The organism is Burkholderia cepacia GG4, from assembly GCF_000292915.1.
In the GTDB taxonomy this organism is placed as follows: Bacteria; Pseudomonadota; Gammaproteobacteria; order Burkholderiales; family Burkholderiaceae; genus Burkholderia; species Burkholderia cepacia_D.
This window is the reverse complement of sequence record NC_018514.1, coordinates 304,035-320,630: the sequence shown is the minus strand read 5'-3', so window position 1 is coordinate 320,630 and position 16,596 is coordinate 304,035. Positions and strand designations below refer to the sequence as shown.

The window sequence follows — 16,596 nt, the reverse complement described above, 5'->3', positions numbered from 1 at the left end:
ACGCCGCGCCCCGCACACATCATTCACACACCGCCGCCCTGCGCCGCCCCGGCGCGAACGCCACCGCGCTCGCCGTCGCGAGCACGGCCACGCCGGCCGCGCCGTACACCATCACCCAGCCGAACCCGTGCACGAGTGCCGCGTGCAGCGCCGTGCCGGTCGGGTCCGCCTGCGCGAGCGCCGGTGCGATCGCCTGCAGCCCGTCGGTGCGTCCCGACGCGATCTCCTGCGCAAGCGTGCGCAGCGCCGCCGCATCGACCGCACCCGCGACCCCGGCCTTCAGGCTCGCGACGATCCCCGCGACCAGCACGAAGCCCATCGCCGCGATGTTCAGCGCGAGCGAGATCATCCGCGCGCTCATGTCGATACCCGACGCCATCCCGGCCCGCGAACTCGGCACCGCACCCGTCGTCGTGTTCGTGACCGGCGTGTTGGTGAGCCCGAGCCCGATGCCGGCGATCACGCAGCCGGGCAGCATCGTCAGCCAGGTGGCATGCTCGACGCCACCGCCGACCCGCATCAGCGCGAAGCCCGCCGCGATCGTGAAAAGCCCACCCGGAATCACGACGCCCGGCCCGTAGCGCAGCGCGAGCCGCTCGCCGAACGGCGGCGCGACGAGCGTCGGCAACGTGTACGCGAGCAGTGCGAGGCCGGCCGTCACGCTGTCGTAGCCGAGCGCGACCTGGAACCAGATCGGCAGGTAGATCATGAACGGCCAGAAGCTGAAGTTCATCCCCATCGAACCGAAGATCGCGCCGGTGAATGCGCGAATCCGGAACACCGAGAAGTCGAACATCGGTCGCGCGCTCACGCGCTCCGCGACGAAGAAGCCGGCCAGCGCAAGCACGGTCGCGCCGAGCACGCCGAGGCCGGCCGCGCTCGTGAGCCCGAGCTCGGCGCTTTGCGTGATGTAGAACGCGAGACCGAGCACGGCGAGCGACAGCGTGACGATGCCCGCGACGTCGAGCGTGCCCGCATGCGGATCGCGCGACTCCCGCACCGCGCCACCGATCAGCACGAGCGCAACGGCCGCGAGCGGCGCATGGACGAGAAACACCCACGGCCAGCTCGCCAGCGCGACGATCGCGCCGCCGACGATCGGCCCGAAGCCGAGGCCGATCCCGAACACGATCCCCCAGATCCCGAACGCACGGCCGCGCTCGCGCCCTTCGCGGAACTGGTGCGACAGCACCGCGATCTGGCAGATCAGCATCGCGCCGCCGCTCGCGCCCTGCAGCAGCCGGCCCGCGACCAACACCGGCACGTTCGGCGCGAGCCCGCACAGCAACGACGTCGCGCCGAACAGCACGGTGCCGATCACGTACACTCGCTTGCGGCCGAACCGGTCGGCGAGCGTGCCGGCCGCCATCAGCACCGTGGTACACGCGATCGTGTACGCGTTCATGATCCACTGCATACCGTTGAAATCGCCATGCAGTACGTGTTCGAGCGTCGGCAGGATCACCGGCACGCTCGAGATCTCGAGGCCGAACATCAGCGACGTGAGACAAACGGCCGCGAGCGCGACCGCATTCCTGCGGGAGTCGGATAGCGTCATGCGTATTGCGCGACGGTCCCGCAACGGGCCGCGCGCCTCCAGGTGAGAAGGATGCGCCGCGTGCGGACGGCGACGCACGCTGGACGGGAATCGGTACTATAGTGAGAATCCTTCTCCCCATTGACGCGTCCATTTCTCCGCACTGGGGAATGACAGGACGCAATTAGCGCATCCCGCTATGACCGACAGACTCGACGGCGTGACGACCTTCGTCCAGGTGGTGGAATCCGGCAGCTTCGCGCTTGCCGCGGAGCGGCTCGACATGACGCGCTCGGCGGTCGGCAAGGCGATCGCGCGGCTCGAGAAACGGCTCGGCGCGCGGCTACTGCAGCGCACGACGCGCAGCCAGAGCCTGACCGACGACGGCCAGGCGTACTACGACCGCTGCGTGCGCGCGCTGGCGGAACTGGAAGCGGCGGAAGCCGATCTCGATTGCGGCCGCCACGAAGCACGCGGCAAGCTGCGGCTCAGCGTGCCGCTCGCGTTCGGGCACCACTGCGTGACGCCGATCGTGCTCGATCTCGCACGCACCTATCCGCACCTGCGGATCGACGTGTCGATCACCGACCGTTTCGTGGATCTCGTCGAGGAAGGGATCGACCTCGCGGTGCGGATCGGCCCGCTCGCGGACAGCACGAGCCTCGCGGTGCGACGGCTCGGCACGCAATACGGGAGCCTCGGCGCGTCGCCGTCGTATCTCGCGCGCTACGGGATGCCGCAATCGCTCGACGATCTGAGGAACCACCGGACGATCGCGTATTCACGCTCGGGCGTGACGCAACCGTGGGACCTGCGCGCGCCGGACGGCTCGACGGTGCGCGTCGACATGCCGCATCAGCTCAGTTTCGACGACGTGCAGGCGATCGCGGCGGCCGGCGCGTCGGGGTTCGGGATCGCGTGGCTGCCAAGCTGGCTGCTCGATCACTACGTAAAGCGCGGCGAGATGACCGTCGTGCTCGACCGCTGCTTCGTATGCGAAGGCGACATTCACGCGATCTGGCCGAAAACCCGCTATCTGCCGCGCAAGACGCGCTGCGTGATCGACGCGCTCGTGCAGGCGGTGCCGCCGATGATCGAGCGCTGAGCGCAAAAGAGAAGAAACGAAATGCGTTGCAACCGACGCGCCGCACGAGCGCGTCGGGTCGTCACGTCACGTCACGTCACGTCACGTTACGTCACACCGCGCCGAGATCGACGAGCGGATGCGCGAACAGCTTCCACGGCGACGTCAGGAAATGCCGCACGCGCTCGGCACGCAGCTCGACGAGCGACGCGGGTGCCCAGCGCGGCTTGCGATCCTTGTCGACGAGATGCGCACGCACGCCTTCGCAGAAATCGCCCTCCTCGATTGCGCGCGCAACGATGCCGAGCTCCATCCGGAACGATTCGGCGAGCGTCATCTGCCGGCCGCGCAGCAGCGCTTCGCGCGTCACGCACAGCATCGTCGGCGAATGGCCTGAGAGCGCATCGAGCGTCGCCTGCAGCCATTGACGGTGCTCGCGCACCAGCTCGTCACGCGCCAGATCCTGCTTCAGTGTCGCGACGATCCGCTCGACGGTCGAGCGCTTGTCGAAGTGACGAACGATCCACGCCATCTGGCTGTCGAGCGCCGCATGCGGCACGACGTTGCACGGCGGCTCGAACACCTTGCGCAGCGCCGGCAACACGTCGCCGTCCCACTTGACGCTTTCGATCCGCGTCTCGAACGTATCGAGCCACGACGACGGCACGCACAGGTCCGCGAGCTTTGCGGTCAGCGCATCGGCGCCCGACAGCATCGCGCCCGTCAGCCCCACGTACAGCTCGAGCTCGACCGGCATGCGCGCCAGGAAATGCGTCGCGCCGACGTCGGGCACGAGGCCGATGCGCGTCTCGGGCATCGCGATCTTGCTGCGCTCGGTGGCGACGCGCAGCGCCGCGCCTTGCGCGAGCCCCATTCCACCACCCATCGTCACACCGTCCATCAGCGCGACCACCGGCTTCGGGAACGTGTGGATCGCGTAGTCGAGCCGGTATTCGTCGACGAAGAACGGCAGCCAGGTCTCGCGCTGCGCGACCATCTTGTACAGCGCACGCACGTCGCCGCCCGCGCAGAAGCCCTTCTCGCCCGCGCCGCGCAGCACGACCGCGACGATCTGGTCGTCGTGGCGGCAGCGCTCGAGGAGCGCGGCCAGCTCGCCGATCATCGGATAGGACAGCGCGTTCAGCGCGGCCGGCCGGTTCAGCGTGATCAGCGCGACGCGGTTCACCACGCGGAACAGCACCTCCGGCGCGGGTTGCGCGAAGCTGTCATGAGTCGTCACCGGCGTGCTCATCGTTGCGGCTCTCCATCGGTGTGCCATTGCGGCGCGCGCTTGCCGAGAAACGCGGCCACGCCTTCGCGCGGATCGTTCGTGTCGAACAGGTCGACGAAGCGTTCGCGCTCGATCGCGAGCGCCGCGCTGCGCGGCACGCCGCGGCGCGCGAGGCCGATCAGTTCCTTGCTGTATGCAACCGCGTGCGGGCTCTGCCGCGCGACGTTGCGCGCGAGCGCCAGCGCCGCATCGCGTGCCGCGCCGCTATCGACCACGTCCTCGACGAGGCCGATCCGCAGTGCGGTGGCCGCATCGACGCGCGTGCCGGCCAGGATGATCTTCTTCGCCCAGCCTTCGCCGACGAGCCAGGGCAGCGTCTGCGTGCCGAGCCCGCACGGCAGCAGGCCGACCGACGGCTCGGGCAGCGCCATCTGCGCGTGCGTCTCGGCAATCCGCAGGTCGCACGCGAGCGCGCATTCGAGGCCGCCGCCCATCGCATAACCGTTGATGGCCGCGATCGTCACGACGCGCGCGTCATGCAGCGCCTCGAACGCCGCGCCGAAACGCGCGGCCATCGCGCGCGCGACCGCGCGGTCGCCGTCGGCGAACGTGTTCAGGTCGGCGCCCGCGCTGAAGAACTTCGGGCCGTCGCCGGTGATCACCAGCGCGCGCACGCGCGGGTTCGCATTCAGTGCGGCAACGGTTTCCTGCAGTTGCTGCAGCCCGTCGGCAGTAAAGGCGTTCGCGGGCGGACGCTTGAGCGTCGCGCACGCGATCGCGCCGTCGTCGACGTAGTCCAGTTCGATCATGAGGCGTCCTTCTTCGTTGCCGGTTGGTACAGGCGGATCACCGCCGAGAAATCGAGTTGCCCGTCGCCGCGACTGCTCATCGTCTGGTACAGCTGCTGCGCGAGCGCGCCGAGATAGACGGGTTGGCGCGCCTGCTTCGCAGCATCGTTCGCGAGGCCGAGATCCTTCAGCATCAGGTCGGTGCCGAAGCCGCCGCTGTAGCCGCGCGACGACGGCGCAGTGTCGATCACGCCCGGATACGGGTTGTAGGTGTCCGAGCTCCAGCAGCGCCCCGTCGACGTGTTGACGATGCCCGCCAGCACCTTCGGATCGATGCCGAGCGCGACGCCGAGCGACATCGCCTCGGACACGGCCGCCATCGAGATGCCGAGCACGAGGTTGTTGCAGACCTTCGCGACCTGCCCCATCCCCGTCGCGCCGCAGTGGACGATGTTCTTGCCCATGCCGGCGAGCACGGGCTTCACGCGCTCGAAATCGGCATCGCTGCCGCCGACCATGAAGGTCAGCGTGCCGGCCGCCGCCCCGCCGGTGCCGCCCGACACCGGCGCATCGACGAACGCGCCGCCGTGCTCGCGCACGAGCGCACCGAACGCCTGCGCGCTCGCCGGGTCGATCGTGCTCGAATCGATCACGGTCGCGCCGGCGCCGAGGCCGGCCAGCACGCCGTTCTCGCCGGCGAGCACCGAGCGCACGTGCGGCGCGGCCGGCAGCATCGTGATCACGAAGGTCGCGCCTGCCGCCGCGTCGCGCGGCGAGCCGGCCACCTGCGCGCCGGCGTCCTGCAGCGCGCGCAATGCATCGGTGCTCAGGTCGAATGCATGCACTTCATGGCCGGCCTTCAGCAGGTTCAGCGCCATCGGCGCACCCATGTGGCCCAGTCCGATAAAACCGATCTTCATGTTCGTGTCCTCCGCGGCTCAATGCAGCCGGATCGTCGTATTCACCGGGCCGGCCGTCGCGTCGTCGTCGAACCAGCGCGCGGTGACCGTCTTGGTCTGCGTGTAGAACTGCACGACCTGCTTGCCGTACGGGCCGAGATCGCCGAGCTTCGAGCCGCGCGAACCGGTGAAGCTGAAGAACGGCACCGGCACCGGAATCGGGATGTTGATGCCGACCTGGCCGACGTCGATCTCGCTCTGGAACTTGCGTGCCGCCGCGCCGCTCTGCGTGAAGATGCCCACGCCGTTGCCCATCGGGTTCGCGTTGACGAGCGCGATCGCGTCGTCGAGCGTGTCGGCTTCCATCACGACCAGCACCGGCCCGAAGATTTCATGCGTATAGACCGTCATGTCGGGCTTCACGCCCGAGAAAATCGTCGGCCCGATGAAGTTGCCTTCCTCGAAGCCGGCAACCTTCACGTCGCGGCCGTCGAGTTCGAGCTTCGCGCCTTCCTTGGTGCCGGCTTCGATCAGCGACAGGATGCGTGCCTTCGCACCGCGCGACACGACCGGCCCGACGTCGGTGCCCGCTTCCGAACCCGCGTTGACCTTCAGCGCCTTCGCTTTCGCGACGATGTCCGGCAGCCAGTCGCGCGCGCTGCCGACCAGCACCGCGACGGAGGTCGCCATGCAGCGCTGGCCGGCCGCGCCGAAGCCCGCGCCGACCAGCGCGTTGATCGCCTGCTCGCGGTTCGCGTCGGGCAGCACGATCGCGTGGTTCTTCGCGCCCATCATCGACTGCACGCGCTTGCCGTGCTGGCTGCCGAGGTGGTACACGTGCGTGCCGACGGCCGTCGAGCCAACGAACGAGATCGCCTTCACGAGCGGATGCGTGCAGATCGCGTCGACGACTTCCTTGCCGCCATGCACGACGTTCAGCACGCCCTTCGGCACGCCGGCTTCGATCGCCAGCTCGACGAGTTCCATCGTCGACATCGGGTCCTGCTCCGACGGCTTCAGCACGAACGTATTGCCGCATACGATCGCCATCGGGAACATCCACAGCGGAATCATCGCGGGGAAGTTGAAGGGCGTGATGCCCGCGCACACGCCGAGCGGCTGGCGCAGCGTGTAGGTGTCGACGCCGCCCGCGACGTTTTCAGCGAATTCGCCGAGCTGCAGCGTGCCGACCGAGCACGCATGCTCGACCACTTCGAGGCCGCGGAAGATGTCGCCTTCGGCGTCCGGCAGCGTCTTGCCCTGCTCGGCCGTCAGCGTCTTCGCGATGCGCTGCAGGTTCGAGCGCACCAGATCCTGGAACTTCAGCATGATGCGCATGCGCGCGGCGATCGGCGTGTTCTTCCATGTCGCATACGCGGCGTGCGCGGCCTGCACGGCCGCGTCGACTTCCGCGACGGTCGCGAACGGCACGCGCGCGAGGACCTGCTGCGTCGCCGGGTTGACGATGTCGCGCCACTCGCTCGTGGTGGACTCGACGAAGGCGCCGTCGATCAGCAGCTTGACCGTCGGCACGTCTTGCCCCGTCTGGGGCGTCGGATTCGCGTTCATCGATGCATTCTCCTTGCAGTGGGCCGCGTAGCGCCATGGCGTCGCGCGGCCGGTTCAATCAGGTTGCGGGCGACCGCCGCGGCATGCGGCGCGCGCGGCCCGCGGCCGGTCATTTCAGTTCCGCGGCGAAATCTTCTTCCCAGTATTCGCCGGGCATCCGCGCACTCGCGTCGTCGCCGCGCTCGATCTCGCGGCGGCGCAGCTCGACGCGGCGGATCTTCCCCGAGATGGTCTTCGGCAGTTCCGCGAACTGCAGGCGGCGAATGCGCTTGTACGGCGCGAGCTTCTCGCGCGAGAAGCGGAAGATCTCCAGCGCGAGCGCCGGGCTTTCCTCGTAGCCCTGGCGCAGCGTGATGAAGGTCTTCGGCACCGACAGCCGCACCGGGTCCGGGCTCGGCACGACGGCCGCTTCCGCGATCGCCGGATGCTCGATCAGCACGCTTTCCAGTTCGAACGGGCTGAGCCGGTAGTCGGACGACTTGAACACGTCGTCCGCGCGGCCGATGTACACGTAGTAGCCGTCGTCGCCGCGCATCGCGATGTCGGACGTGCGGTAATGGCCGTCGCGCATCGCGTAGGCCGTCGCGTCTGGATTGTTCGCGTAGCCGTTCATCAGGCCGACCGGGCGCGTCACGTCGGGGCCGATCGGCAGCGCGACTTCACCTTCGCTGACGGGCACGCCGTCCGGGTCGAGCAGCGCGATCCGGTAGCCGGGCAGCGGCCGCCCCATCGAGCCCGCGACGACCGGCTGGCCCGGCGAGTTGCCGATCAGGCAGGTGGTCTCGGTCTGGCCGTAGCCGTCGCGAATCGCGATGCCCCACGCCTTCTTCACGCGCTCGATGATCTCGGGATTCAGCGGCTCGCCCGCGCCGACGATCTCGCGCAGCTTCACGTCGAACGACGCGAGCGGCTGCTGCACGAGCATGCGCCACACGGTCGGCGGTGCGCACAGCGTGGTCACCTGGTATTTGACGAGCGCGTCGAGCACGACCTTCGGCTCGAAGCGCGTGTAGTTGAACGCAAACACGCACGCCTGCGCATTCCACGGCGCGAAGAAGCAGCTCCATGCATGCTTCGCCCAGCCCGGCGAGCTGATGTTCCAGTGGATGTCGCCCGGCTGCAGGCCGACCCAGTACATGGTCGACAGGTGCCCGACCGGATAGGTGCGGTGCGTATGCTCGACGAGCTTCGGCTTCGACGTCGTGCCCGACGTGAAGTACAGCAGCATCGGATCGTTCGCGTGCGTGACGGCATCCGGCTCGAACGCGGCGCTCGCGGCGTAGCCGTCGTTCATCGCGAGCCAGCCGGCGCGCGGTGAGCCGGCAACGATCTTGTGTTCGAGGCCGAGGTCGGCCTGCTCGAATTTCGCGGTTTCGTTCTCGTCGACGATCGCATATTTGGCGCCGCCGATCTGCACGCGATCGCGCACGTCGTCGGCCGACAACTGCGTGGTCGCAGGCAGCACGATCGCGCCGAGCTTCATCGCGGCGAGCATCGCGTCCCACAGCTCGACACGGTTCGGCAGCATCAGCAGGATCCGGTCGCCGCGCACGACGCCGATACCGCGCAGCCAGTTTGCGATCCGCGACGAGCGCTCGGACATCTGCGCAAACGAATACGGGTCGCCCGTGCCGGTTGCCGCATCGACGATCCATAGCGCGGGCTTGTCGTTGCCGCGCGCCATCGGGTCGAAGTAGTCGAGTGCCCAGTTGAACGCATCGAGCACCGGCCATTCGAAATCGCGGTAGGCGGTTTCGTAGTCGGTGCGATGGCGCAGCAGAAAGTCGCGTGCGTCCAGGAATGCCTGTACCGTCATCGTGTCGTCTCCTGTCTCCAGTCTCCATGCCTGGCGGTCAAGCGGTGCATGCGCTGCAGCGCATGCCCGGTTCCGCGTGGTCGCGGCGCACGGTCACGTCGTTGCGTGCCGCGTTTGCCGCGCTGCCCTCGTGCCTTGCTTCTTTCCTGCTTGTCTGTTTGCGTGGTTACCGCTGGAGCGCGCGCCGCGACTCAAAGCTGGCGCGCGATCACCATCCGCTGCACTTCGCTGGTGCCCTCGTAGATCTGCGTGATGCGCGCGTCGCGATAGTGACGCTCGACTTCGTAATCGACCAGGTAGCCGTAGCCGCCGTGGATCTGGATCGCATCCGAACACACGCGCTCGGCCATCTCGGACGCGAACAGCTTCGCCTGCGACGCCTCCGACAGGCACGGCAGCCCGGCCGTGCGCAGCTTCGCCGCGTGATGCACGAGCAGGCGTGCCGCGTTGATCTGCGTGGCCATGTCGGCGAGCTTTTGCTGGATCGCCTGGTGCTCGGCGATCGGCTTGCCGAACTGCACGCGCTCGCCCGCATAGCGGCGCGCCTTGTCGAACGCGGCGCGCGCGATGCCGAGCGCCTGCGCGGCGATGCCGATCCGCCCGCCTTCCAGGTTCGACAGCGCAATCTTCAACCCTTCGCCGCGATTGCCGAGCAGGTTTTCTTCCGGAATCGCGCAGTTCTCCAACGTGATCGGGCACGTGTCCGATGCGCGGATGCCCATCTTCTTCTCGGGCTTGCCGACGATGAACCCCGGTGTGTCGGTCGGCACCAGGAACGCGGAGATGCCGCGCTTGCCGGCTTCCGGATCGGTCATGGCAAAAACGATCGCGACGCCCGCGCGCTGCCCGTTGGTCACGAACTGCTTCGCGCCGTTCAGCACCCACTTGCCGTCGCGCAGTTCCGCCCGCGTGCGCAGGTTGTTCGCCTCCGAGCCGGCCTGCGGCTCGGTCAGGCAGAACGCGCCGATGACGCGGCCCGCCGCCATTTCCGCCAGCCAGCGATCCTTCTGCGCCGGCGTGCCGAACCCGAGGATCGGCCCGCAGCCGACCGAGTTGTGCACGCTCATCATCGTCGCGCACGCGGCGTCGCCGGCGGCGATCTCCTCCATGGCCAGCGCATAGGCGACGTAATCGGTATACGCGCCGCCCAGTTCCTGCGGCACGATCATCCCGAGCAGGCCAAGTTCGCCGATCTGCGCGACGACCTCGTCGGGCAGGTGCGCGTCGTGGTCCCACTGCGCGGCGTTCGGTGCCAGCACCTCGGTCGCAAAAGCGCGCGCGGCGTCGCGGATCATCCGCTGGTCTTCGGTGTAAAGCTCGTCCATGGCGCTGCTGTCTCCCGCGGCCGCGTGCCGCGACCGACCTTCCGTTTCGATGCAACAAGTGTAGGCAAGCACGCGCGACTGTTCGATGCTCGCGCCGCTCATTTACACTGAGCGTTTTTGCCATACCGGCGGCGTCGATGAAGCAGGAAGACAAGGGAACCGTCGCGATCAGCCTCGTCGCATACAGCGTCGCGCTCGCCACCCGGCGCGGCGTCGCGGCCGAGCCGCTGCTCGCGCAGGCCGGCATCGCGCCCGCGCTGCTCGCGCAGCCGCGCGCGCGGGTGTCCGCGCAGCAATACGGCGCGTTGTGGAATGCCATTGCGCGCGCGCTCGACGACGAGTTTTTCGGGCAGGATCGCCACCCGATGCGCAGCGGCAGCTTCATCGCGATGAGCCAGGCCGCGCTGTCCGCGCAAGACGGGCTGCACGCGATGGCGCGCGCGGTGAATTTCCTGCACTGCGTGCTCGACGACCTGCACGCGGAGCTCGACGCCAATCCGCAGCGCGTGCGGCTGCGCTTCGTGCACCGCAACAGCGCCGCGGCGCCGGCGATGTTCACGTACGCGACCTATTTCATCATCGTGTACGGGCTCACCTGCTGGCTGATCGGGCGCCGCATTCCGCTGCTGCACGCGAGCTTCCGCTGCGACACGCCGCCGACCGACCACGAATACCCGTCGATGCTGTGCGACGACATGCGGTTCAACCAGCCCGATTCGTATGTCGATTTCGATCCCGAATTCGCGACGCTGCCGATCGTGCAGAACGCGAAGACGCTGAAGGCGTTCCTGCGCAACGCGCCGGCCAGCTTCATCGTCAAGTACCGTAACCCGAACGCGCTCGCGCAACGCGTGCGCACGGTGCTGCGCGGGATGCCGCCCGCCGCATGGCCAAGCGCGGGCGGGATGGCCACGCGGCTGCACGTGGCGGAGGCGACGCTGCGCCGCAAGCTGCACCAGGAAGGCCACGCGTACCAGTCGATCAAGGACACGCTGCGGCGCGATCTCGCGTTCGAGGCGCTGGCCGATCCGTCGCGAACGATCGCCGACGTCGCCGCCGCCGCCGGTTTCGCGGAACCGAGCGCGTTCTACCGCGCGTTTCGCAAGTGGAGCGGACGCAGCCCGGCCGAGTACCGGGAAGAAGCGCTCGCGCGAGGCGGCGGCGCAGGCTGAGTCGGCGGCCGGTGGCCCCGCCTTCGCGCTTTCCGCCGAAACCGCCTAATCTTCAAATATCGGGCCAACGCCCTTTCCGCGAGCCGGGTGGCGTGCGGCCGCGCGCCGCCCGGACGCCCCGATGCGCTTTCACCGTCATGAGCCGCCGCCGGCGCCTGCCGCGCCCGACGGCCGCCCCCGTCACCCGCTGTCCGCGCGGGTCGCACGCGCCGCGCTGTTCGCGGCGCTGCTCGTCGTGTGCGCCGCAGTCGCCGCACCGCCTCCTGTCGACGCGCCCGCTGCCGCTCGCCCGGTCATCGTGATCCCGATCAACGGCGCGATCGGCCCGGCCAGCGCCGATTTCATCGTGCGCTCGCTCGACCGTGCCGCCCGCGAGCACGCGCCGCTCGCGATCCTGCAACTCGACACGCCCGGCGGCCTCGATACATCGATGCGGCAGATCATCAAGACGATCCTCGGCTCGCCGGTGCCGGTCGCCGCGTTCGTCGCGCCGGGCGGCGCACGGGCCGCGAGCGCGGGCACCTACATCGTCTATGCGAGCCACTTCGCGGCGATGGCGCCCGGCACCAATCTCGGCGCGGCGTCGCCCGTGCAGATCGGCGTCGGCGGCGCCGCGCCGCCGGGCGCGAACCCCGCAGCACCAAGGCCGCCTGCGGCCGGGACACCGGGAGCGTCGGGTGCCTCGGGCGCGTCGCCGGCCGCGCTGCCGACCGACACGCAATCGACCGAGATCCGCAAGGCGATGCAGGACGCGTCGGCCTATATCCGCGGCCTCGCGCAGTTACGCGGGCGCAATGCCGAGTGGGCCGAGCGCGCGGTGCGCGAAGCCGTCAGCCTGTCGGCCAGCGAGGCGCGCGCGCAGCATGTGGTCGATCTGATCGCGCAGGATCCGGCCGATCTCGCGCGCCAGCTCGACGGCCGCAGCGCGACGACCACCGCCGGCACGGTGCGGCTCGCGACCGCGCATGCGCCGCTCGTCGTGGTCGAACCCGACTGGCGCAGCCGCTTCCTGTTGATCATCGCCGATCCGAACGTCGCGCTGATCCTGCTGACGATCGGCATCTACGGCCTCTTCTTCGAGTTCGCGAACCCCGGCTTCGTGCTGCCGGGCGTCGCCGGCACGATCTGCCTGCTGGTCGGGCTGTTCGCAATGCAGCTGCTGCCGATCAGCTATGCGGGCCTCGGCCTCGTGCTGCTCGGCCTCGGCTGCCTCGTCGCCGAGGCATTCCTGCCGACCTTCGGCGTGCTCGGCTTCGGCGGGATCATGTCGTTCACGATCGGCGCGCTGATGCTGATCGACACCGACGTGCCCGGCTACGGGATTCCATGGCCCGTGATCGCGAGCCTGGCGCTCGGCGGCGGGCTGCTCGTCGCGGGCGTGTCGAGCGTCGCGCTGCGCGCACGGCGCCGCCCGGTCGTAACGGGCGCCGAGGCAATGGTCGGCAGCATCGGCGAGGTGCTCGACGACGGCCTGCGCACCGACCAGCCGCATGGCGCGGCGGGTGCCGCGCCGTCCGCCGCCGGCTGGGCGCGCGTACACGGCGAACGCTGGCGCGTGGCCAGCAACGCGCCGCTCGCCGCGGGCTGCCGCGTGCGCGTCACCGGCCGCCACGGGCTGCTGCTCACCGTCGCACCGCTCTACGACTTGCCGGCGCAAGAACAACATCAAGGAGAGCCTTCATGATCGGCTACACGTTCGGCTTCAGCAGTGTCCTGATCGTCTTCGTCGTGGTGCTCGTCGCGTCGTCGATCCGCATCTTCCGCGAGTACGAGCGCGGCGTCGTGTTCATGCTCGGCCGGTTCTGGAAAGTGAAGGGGCCGGGGCTCGTGCTGATCATCCCGATCGTCCAGCAGGTCGTGCGGATCGACCTGCGCACCGTCGTGTTCGACGTGCCGCCGCAGGACGTGATCACGCGCGACAACGTGTCGGTGAAGGTCAACGCGGTCGTGTATTTCCGCGTCGTCGATCCGGAGAAGGCCGTGATCCAGGTCGCGCGCTTCTTCGAGGCGACGAGCCAGCTCGCGCAGACGACGCTGCGCGCGGTGCTCGGCAAGCACGAACTCGACGCGCTGCTCGCCGAGCGCGAGCAGCTGAACGCGGATATCCAGAAGACGCTCGACGCGCAGACCGACGCGTGGGGGATCAAGGTATCGACGGTCGAGATCAAGCACGTCGACCTGAACGAGACGATGATCCGCGCGATCGCGCGGCAGGCCGAGGCCGAACGCGAGCGGCGCGCGAAGGTGATTCACGCGGAAGGCGAACTGCAGGCGTCGGAGAAGCTGCTGCAGGCTGCGCAGCGGCTTGCGCTGCAACCGCAGGCGATGCAGCTGCGCTATTTGCAGACGCTGACGACGATCGCGGCGGACAAGAACTCGACGATCGTGTTTCCGCTGCCGGTCGATCTGCTGGGAGCGTTGCTGGAGCGGCTGGGCATGCCGCGCGAGCGCTGACACGTGCGTGTTCCGGCCTGCGCGGAGCTGCCGTCGCCCCGCCGGATGCCGGGTCGCAACGGCCCGGCATCCGGCACACGTCACGCAAGCAGCTTGCGCTCGGTCTTGCCGTACTTGATCGACTTCTCGTCCGGGATCATCAGGCCCGTGTGCTCGTCGCGGCCCTGCAGCAGGAAGCGCGCGTCCGGTTTGCCGATCTGCTCGGCTGCGAGCTTGCTGTCCGCGCCGATCTCGCCCTTCTTCATCCGGTTGACGATCACGCCCGCCGCGGTGTCCTTGAAGTCGCGCAGCATCCACGCGTCGCCGTCGCTGTCGCCGAACACCAGCAGCGGGCCGTAGCCCTTCTTCGATTCGAGCACGTTGCGGATGCCCACGGTCTTGCCGGGCCCCCAGTTGAAATGCCAGCCGGCCGGATAGGTGCTCGTGTACTTGCCGTCCCGCATGTCGAGGCGCAGGCCGATCACGTTCTCCGGCGGCACGCCGTAGCCGTAGTTCGGGTTGCCGGCGAACACGCGCACGACATCGTCGAGCGACGCAGTGCTCACGTACACGTCGATGCCGTTCGCACGCAGCGTGTGCATCACCGCGCGGATTTCCTCATGGATGCGAATGCCGTGGAAATGCGTGTCGGCCACCACGCCGGCCTTGCCCGGCAGCGTCTTCGGGCTTTCGTAGCGGACCTTGCGCAGCGCGTCGCCGATCCCGTAGTTGTCCGACGCTTCCGCCATCGCCTGCAGCTCGGCCGTCGTCATGTTCTTGTAGAAGTAGATGATCCACTTGTAGCCGACTTCGAGCGGGTGCGTGTCGCAGATCGCGTCGTACATGAAGTACAGCTTCGCGCGGAAATCCTTGAACTGGTCGGTCTCGCGAATCTCGTCGAGGCTCTTGCTGCCGCCGAAACCCTGGTAGTTCGCGTAGAGCCAGCGGTAGTCGGATTCGACGTCGGCGGCGAGATCCTCCATCGTCACCGGCTTGCCGTCGACGGTCGTGTAGTCCTTCATGAACGCGCCTTTCGGCACGTCCTTCCACATCACTGCGACGAATTCGTCCGGCGTCAGCTTGTACTGAAGATGGTTGATCTGGTACATCAGCAACGCCTCTTCGCAGTCGTTCATGATGCACGTGTTGTCCCAGTCGAACACCGCGTACGGGCGACGCTTTGAGTCGTACCGTGCGCTCGCGACGCCATGCTGGTCGAGCACCGCCTGCAGGCGCGCGGCGTTGAACGGCGACCAGCGGCCCGGGTCCAGCGCGTCCGGCGCGGTCGCGCTCCTTGCGTCGGCGGTGCCGGCCTTGAGCATCAGCGACGTCGCAGCGGTCGCCGCGGCAAGGGTGTTCATGAACTGGCGGCGTTGCATGGTCTCTCTCCGTGGAAATGTCGAATCGGCTTCGGTCACTGCCCCGTGCAGCGCACCGGCGGCTCATCGCCGCAGCGAAGCCGGGGCGGCTTCGAATTGGGGGCGAATGATGTGACGAAATTATTTCGGCAATTTGACAGCGTCACGCCGTGGCGCGACGGCGAGTTGACCCGGCGCGACATGCCGGGCGCCGCAAGATGACCGGACACGGCGATCCGGGCCGGCAACGAGCCCGCTCCCGACATCGTCCGGAAACCTAGAGGCTCCCCTCCATTTCCCCCTTCCATTAGGACAAATCCTCACTTCCCGGCGCGCGTAACCGTCTATGATCGTTACATCATTCAATGACACATTAAATGCTGACTGAATAACCCGTGACGGCGACGCCGGCGGGCGCGTTCCGGATCAGCGCCCCAACGGAGACGCTCCATGGCCGACCATCACCCGCTGCCGGAAGTCCACCTCGACGAGCTGCCGCAATTCCGCGCGGTCCAGCAGCTTGCCTACCGCTGTGTCGAAACCGTCGGCGCGATGCTCTACCCCGGCATCACCGAGAAGGAAGCCGCGCGCCTCCTGACCGAATGGCTGCAGGACAACGGCGTGCACGACTGGCTGCACAAGCCGTTCGCGTGGTTCGGCGACCGCACCGCGTTCGAGGGCTTCTCCGGCCTGAAGCACCTGGGCGGCTTCAACCTCGCGTTCTTCCCGAGCAACCGCCAGCTCGAGACCGACATGCCCGTGATCCTCGACGTCGCGCCGGTGCTGAACGGGATCGTCGCGGACGTCGGCTACGCGCACTGCCTCGGCGAGAACCCGATCCTCGAACAGCTGCAGGACGACCTGATGGACCACCGCGACCTGATCGTGCGGCTCGTGAAGGCGCGCCGGCCGATGGCCGAGGTCGCGCAGGAAGTCGACGCGCTGTGCCGCCGCCAGGGCGTCGAGCCGCGCCACAAGGCTTATCCGTTCAAGGTGCTCGCGCATCGCGTCGCGAAGATCCACAAGCTGTCGAAGCCGCGCTTCGTCGCGCGCTTCGGGCTGAACGCGACGCGCAACCTGCTGCTCGACCAGGGCCGCGCGGCGAAGCAGCAGGGCTGGTCGCCGCTGTGGTCGATCGACCGGCGCTCCGAGCATGCGCCGGTGCCGGGCCTGTGGGCCGTCGAGCCGCATCTCGGCTTCGCTGGCGTCGGCGCGAAATTCGAGGAACTGCTCGTGATCACCGAAGACGACGCGTACTGGCTCGACGAAGACCTGCCGCACGTGCGCCGCTGGCAGCGCCGCCAGGCCGAGCGTGCGCAGGCCGTCGCGACCGTGCCGGCCGCCGCCTGACGCGCACGCGCCTTCCCTCCCGACTCCCTGAACG

General features: G+C 68.5%; 13 protein-coding genes. 5 read left to right on the top strand and 8 right to left on the bottom strand.

Translation table 11 applies throughout. The features are described from left to right. Positions 1 to 19: 19 nt before the first annotated feature. Positions 20 to 1,558: an MFS transporter gene (locus GEM_RS17235; RefSeq protein WP_014898642.1), complete on the bottom strand. Its 1,539-nt coding sequence runs from the start codon at positions 1,556 to 1,558 to the stop codon at positions 20 to 22. Positions 1,559 to 1,736: 178 nt separating this feature from the next. Here GEM_RS17235 and GEM_RS17230 point away from each other — a divergent pair, with 178 nt between their 5' ends. Continuing rightward, positions 1,737 to 2,642 carry a LysR family transcriptional regulator gene (locus tag GEM_RS17230; RefSeq protein ID WP_014898641.1) on the top strand — a complete coding sequence of 302 codons (906 nt, stop codon included), beginning with the start codon at positions 1,737 to 1,739 and terminating at the stop codon, positions 2,640 to 2,642. A 91-nt stretch (positions 2,643 to 2,733) separates the two neighbouring features. On the opposite strand, the gene GEM_RS17225 is transcribed toward GEM_RS17230, so the two are convergent. The 6 genes from GEM_RS17225 to GEM_RS17200 all read right to left on the bottom strand — a co-directional run bounded on the left by GEM_RS17225 (position 2,734) and on the right by GEM_RS17200 (position 10,249). Next, on the bottom strand, positions 2,734 to 3,873 hold the full coding sequence (locus GEM_RS17225) for an enoyl-CoA hydratase/isomerase family protein (RefSeq protein WP_014898640.1): 1,140 nt from the start codon (positions 3,871 to 3,873) through the stop codon (positions 2,734 to 2,736). Beyond that, the gene (locus tag GEM_RS17220) at positions 3,870 to 4,661 is read right to left on the bottom strand and encodes an enoyl-CoA hydratase (protein ID WP_014898639.1); all 792 of its coding nucleotides are present in this window, start codon (positions 4,659 to 4,661) and stop codon (positions 3,870 to 3,872) included. The genes GEM_RS17225 and GEM_RS17220 overlap by 4 nt, the downstream gene beginning before the upstream one ends. Beyond that, positions 4,658 to 5,560: a 3-hydroxyisobutyrate dehydrogenase gene (gene mmsB / locus GEM_RS17215; RefSeq protein WP_014898638.1), complete on the bottom strand. Its 903-nt coding sequence runs from the start codon at positions 5,558 to 5,560 to the stop codon at positions 4,658 to 4,660. Before mmsB ends, GEM_RS17220 begins: the two co-directional genes overlap by 4 nt. 18 nt (positions 5,561 to 5,578) lie before the next feature. After that, positions 5,579 to 7,108 (bottom strand): CoA-acylating methylmalonate-semialdehyde dehydrogenase, encoded by a 1,530-nt coding sequence (locus GEM_RS17210; RefSeq protein ID WP_014898637.1) that lies wholly within the window; start codon positions 7,106 to 7,108, stop codon positions 5,579 to 5,581. Between the two features lie 109 nt (positions 7,109 to 7,217). After that, the gene (locus tag GEM_RS17205) at positions 7,218 to 8,924 is read right to left on the bottom strand and encodes an AMP-binding protein (RefSeq protein WP_014898636.1); all 1,707 of its coding nucleotides are present in this window, start codon (positions 8,922 to 8,924) and stop codon (positions 7,218 to 7,220) included. 191 nt (positions 8,925 to 9,115) lie between these two features. Then, positions 9,116 to 10,249 (bottom strand): acyl-CoA dehydrogenase family protein, encoded by a 1,134-nt coding sequence (locus GEM_RS17200; protein ID WP_014898635.1) that lies wholly within the window; start codon positions 10,247 to 10,249, stop codon positions 9,116 to 9,118. Between the two features lie 137 nt (positions 10,250 to 10,386). Here GEM_RS17200 and GEM_RS17195 point away from each other — a divergent pair, with 137 nt between their 5' ends. The 3 genes from GEM_RS17195 (at position 10,387) to GEM_RS17185 (ending at position 13,875) form a co-directional block, all read left to right on the top strand. Beyond that, the gene (locus GEM_RS17195) at positions 10,387 to 11,421 is read left to right on the top strand and encodes an AraC family transcriptional regulator (RefSeq protein ID WP_014898634.1); all 1,035 of its coding nucleotides are present in this window, start codon (positions 10,387 to 10,389) and stop codon (positions 11,419 to 11,421) included. A gap of 121 nt (positions 11,422 to 11,542) precedes the next feature. Then, positions 11,543 to 13,105, top strand: a complete 1,563-nt coding sequence (locus GEM_RS17190) for an NfeD family protein (RefSeq protein ID WP_014898633.1) — start codon at positions 11,543 to 11,545, stop codon at positions 13,103 to 13,105. Then, the gene (locus tag GEM_RS17185) at positions 13,102 to 13,875 is read left to right on the top strand and encodes a slipin family protein (protein WP_014898632.1); all 774 of its coding nucleotides are present in this window, start codon (positions 13,102 to 13,104) and stop codon (positions 13,873 to 13,875) included. The genes GEM_RS17190 and GEM_RS17185 overlap by 4 nt, the downstream gene beginning before the upstream one ends. Positions 13,876 to 13,955: 80 nt before the next feature. Here the strand turns inward: GEM_RS17185 and GEM_RS17180 are convergent, their stop codons facing one another. Beyond that, on the bottom strand, positions 13,956 to 15,233 hold the full coding sequence (locus GEM_RS17180) for a haloacid dehalogenase-like hydrolase (RefSeq protein WP_014898631.1): 1,278 nt from the start codon (positions 15,231 to 15,233) through the stop codon (positions 13,956 to 13,958). A 429-nt stretch (positions 15,234 to 15,662) separates the two neighbouring features. On the opposite strand from GEM_RS17180, the gene GEM_RS17175 reads away from it, so the two are divergent. Continuing rightward, on the top strand, positions 15,663 to 16,562 hold the full coding sequence (locus tag GEM_RS17175) for a M24 family metallopeptidase (RefSeq protein ID WP_014898629.1): 900 nt from the start codon (positions 15,663 to 15,665) through the stop codon (positions 16,560 to 16,562). Positions 16,563 to 16,596: the final 34 nt, after the last annotated feature.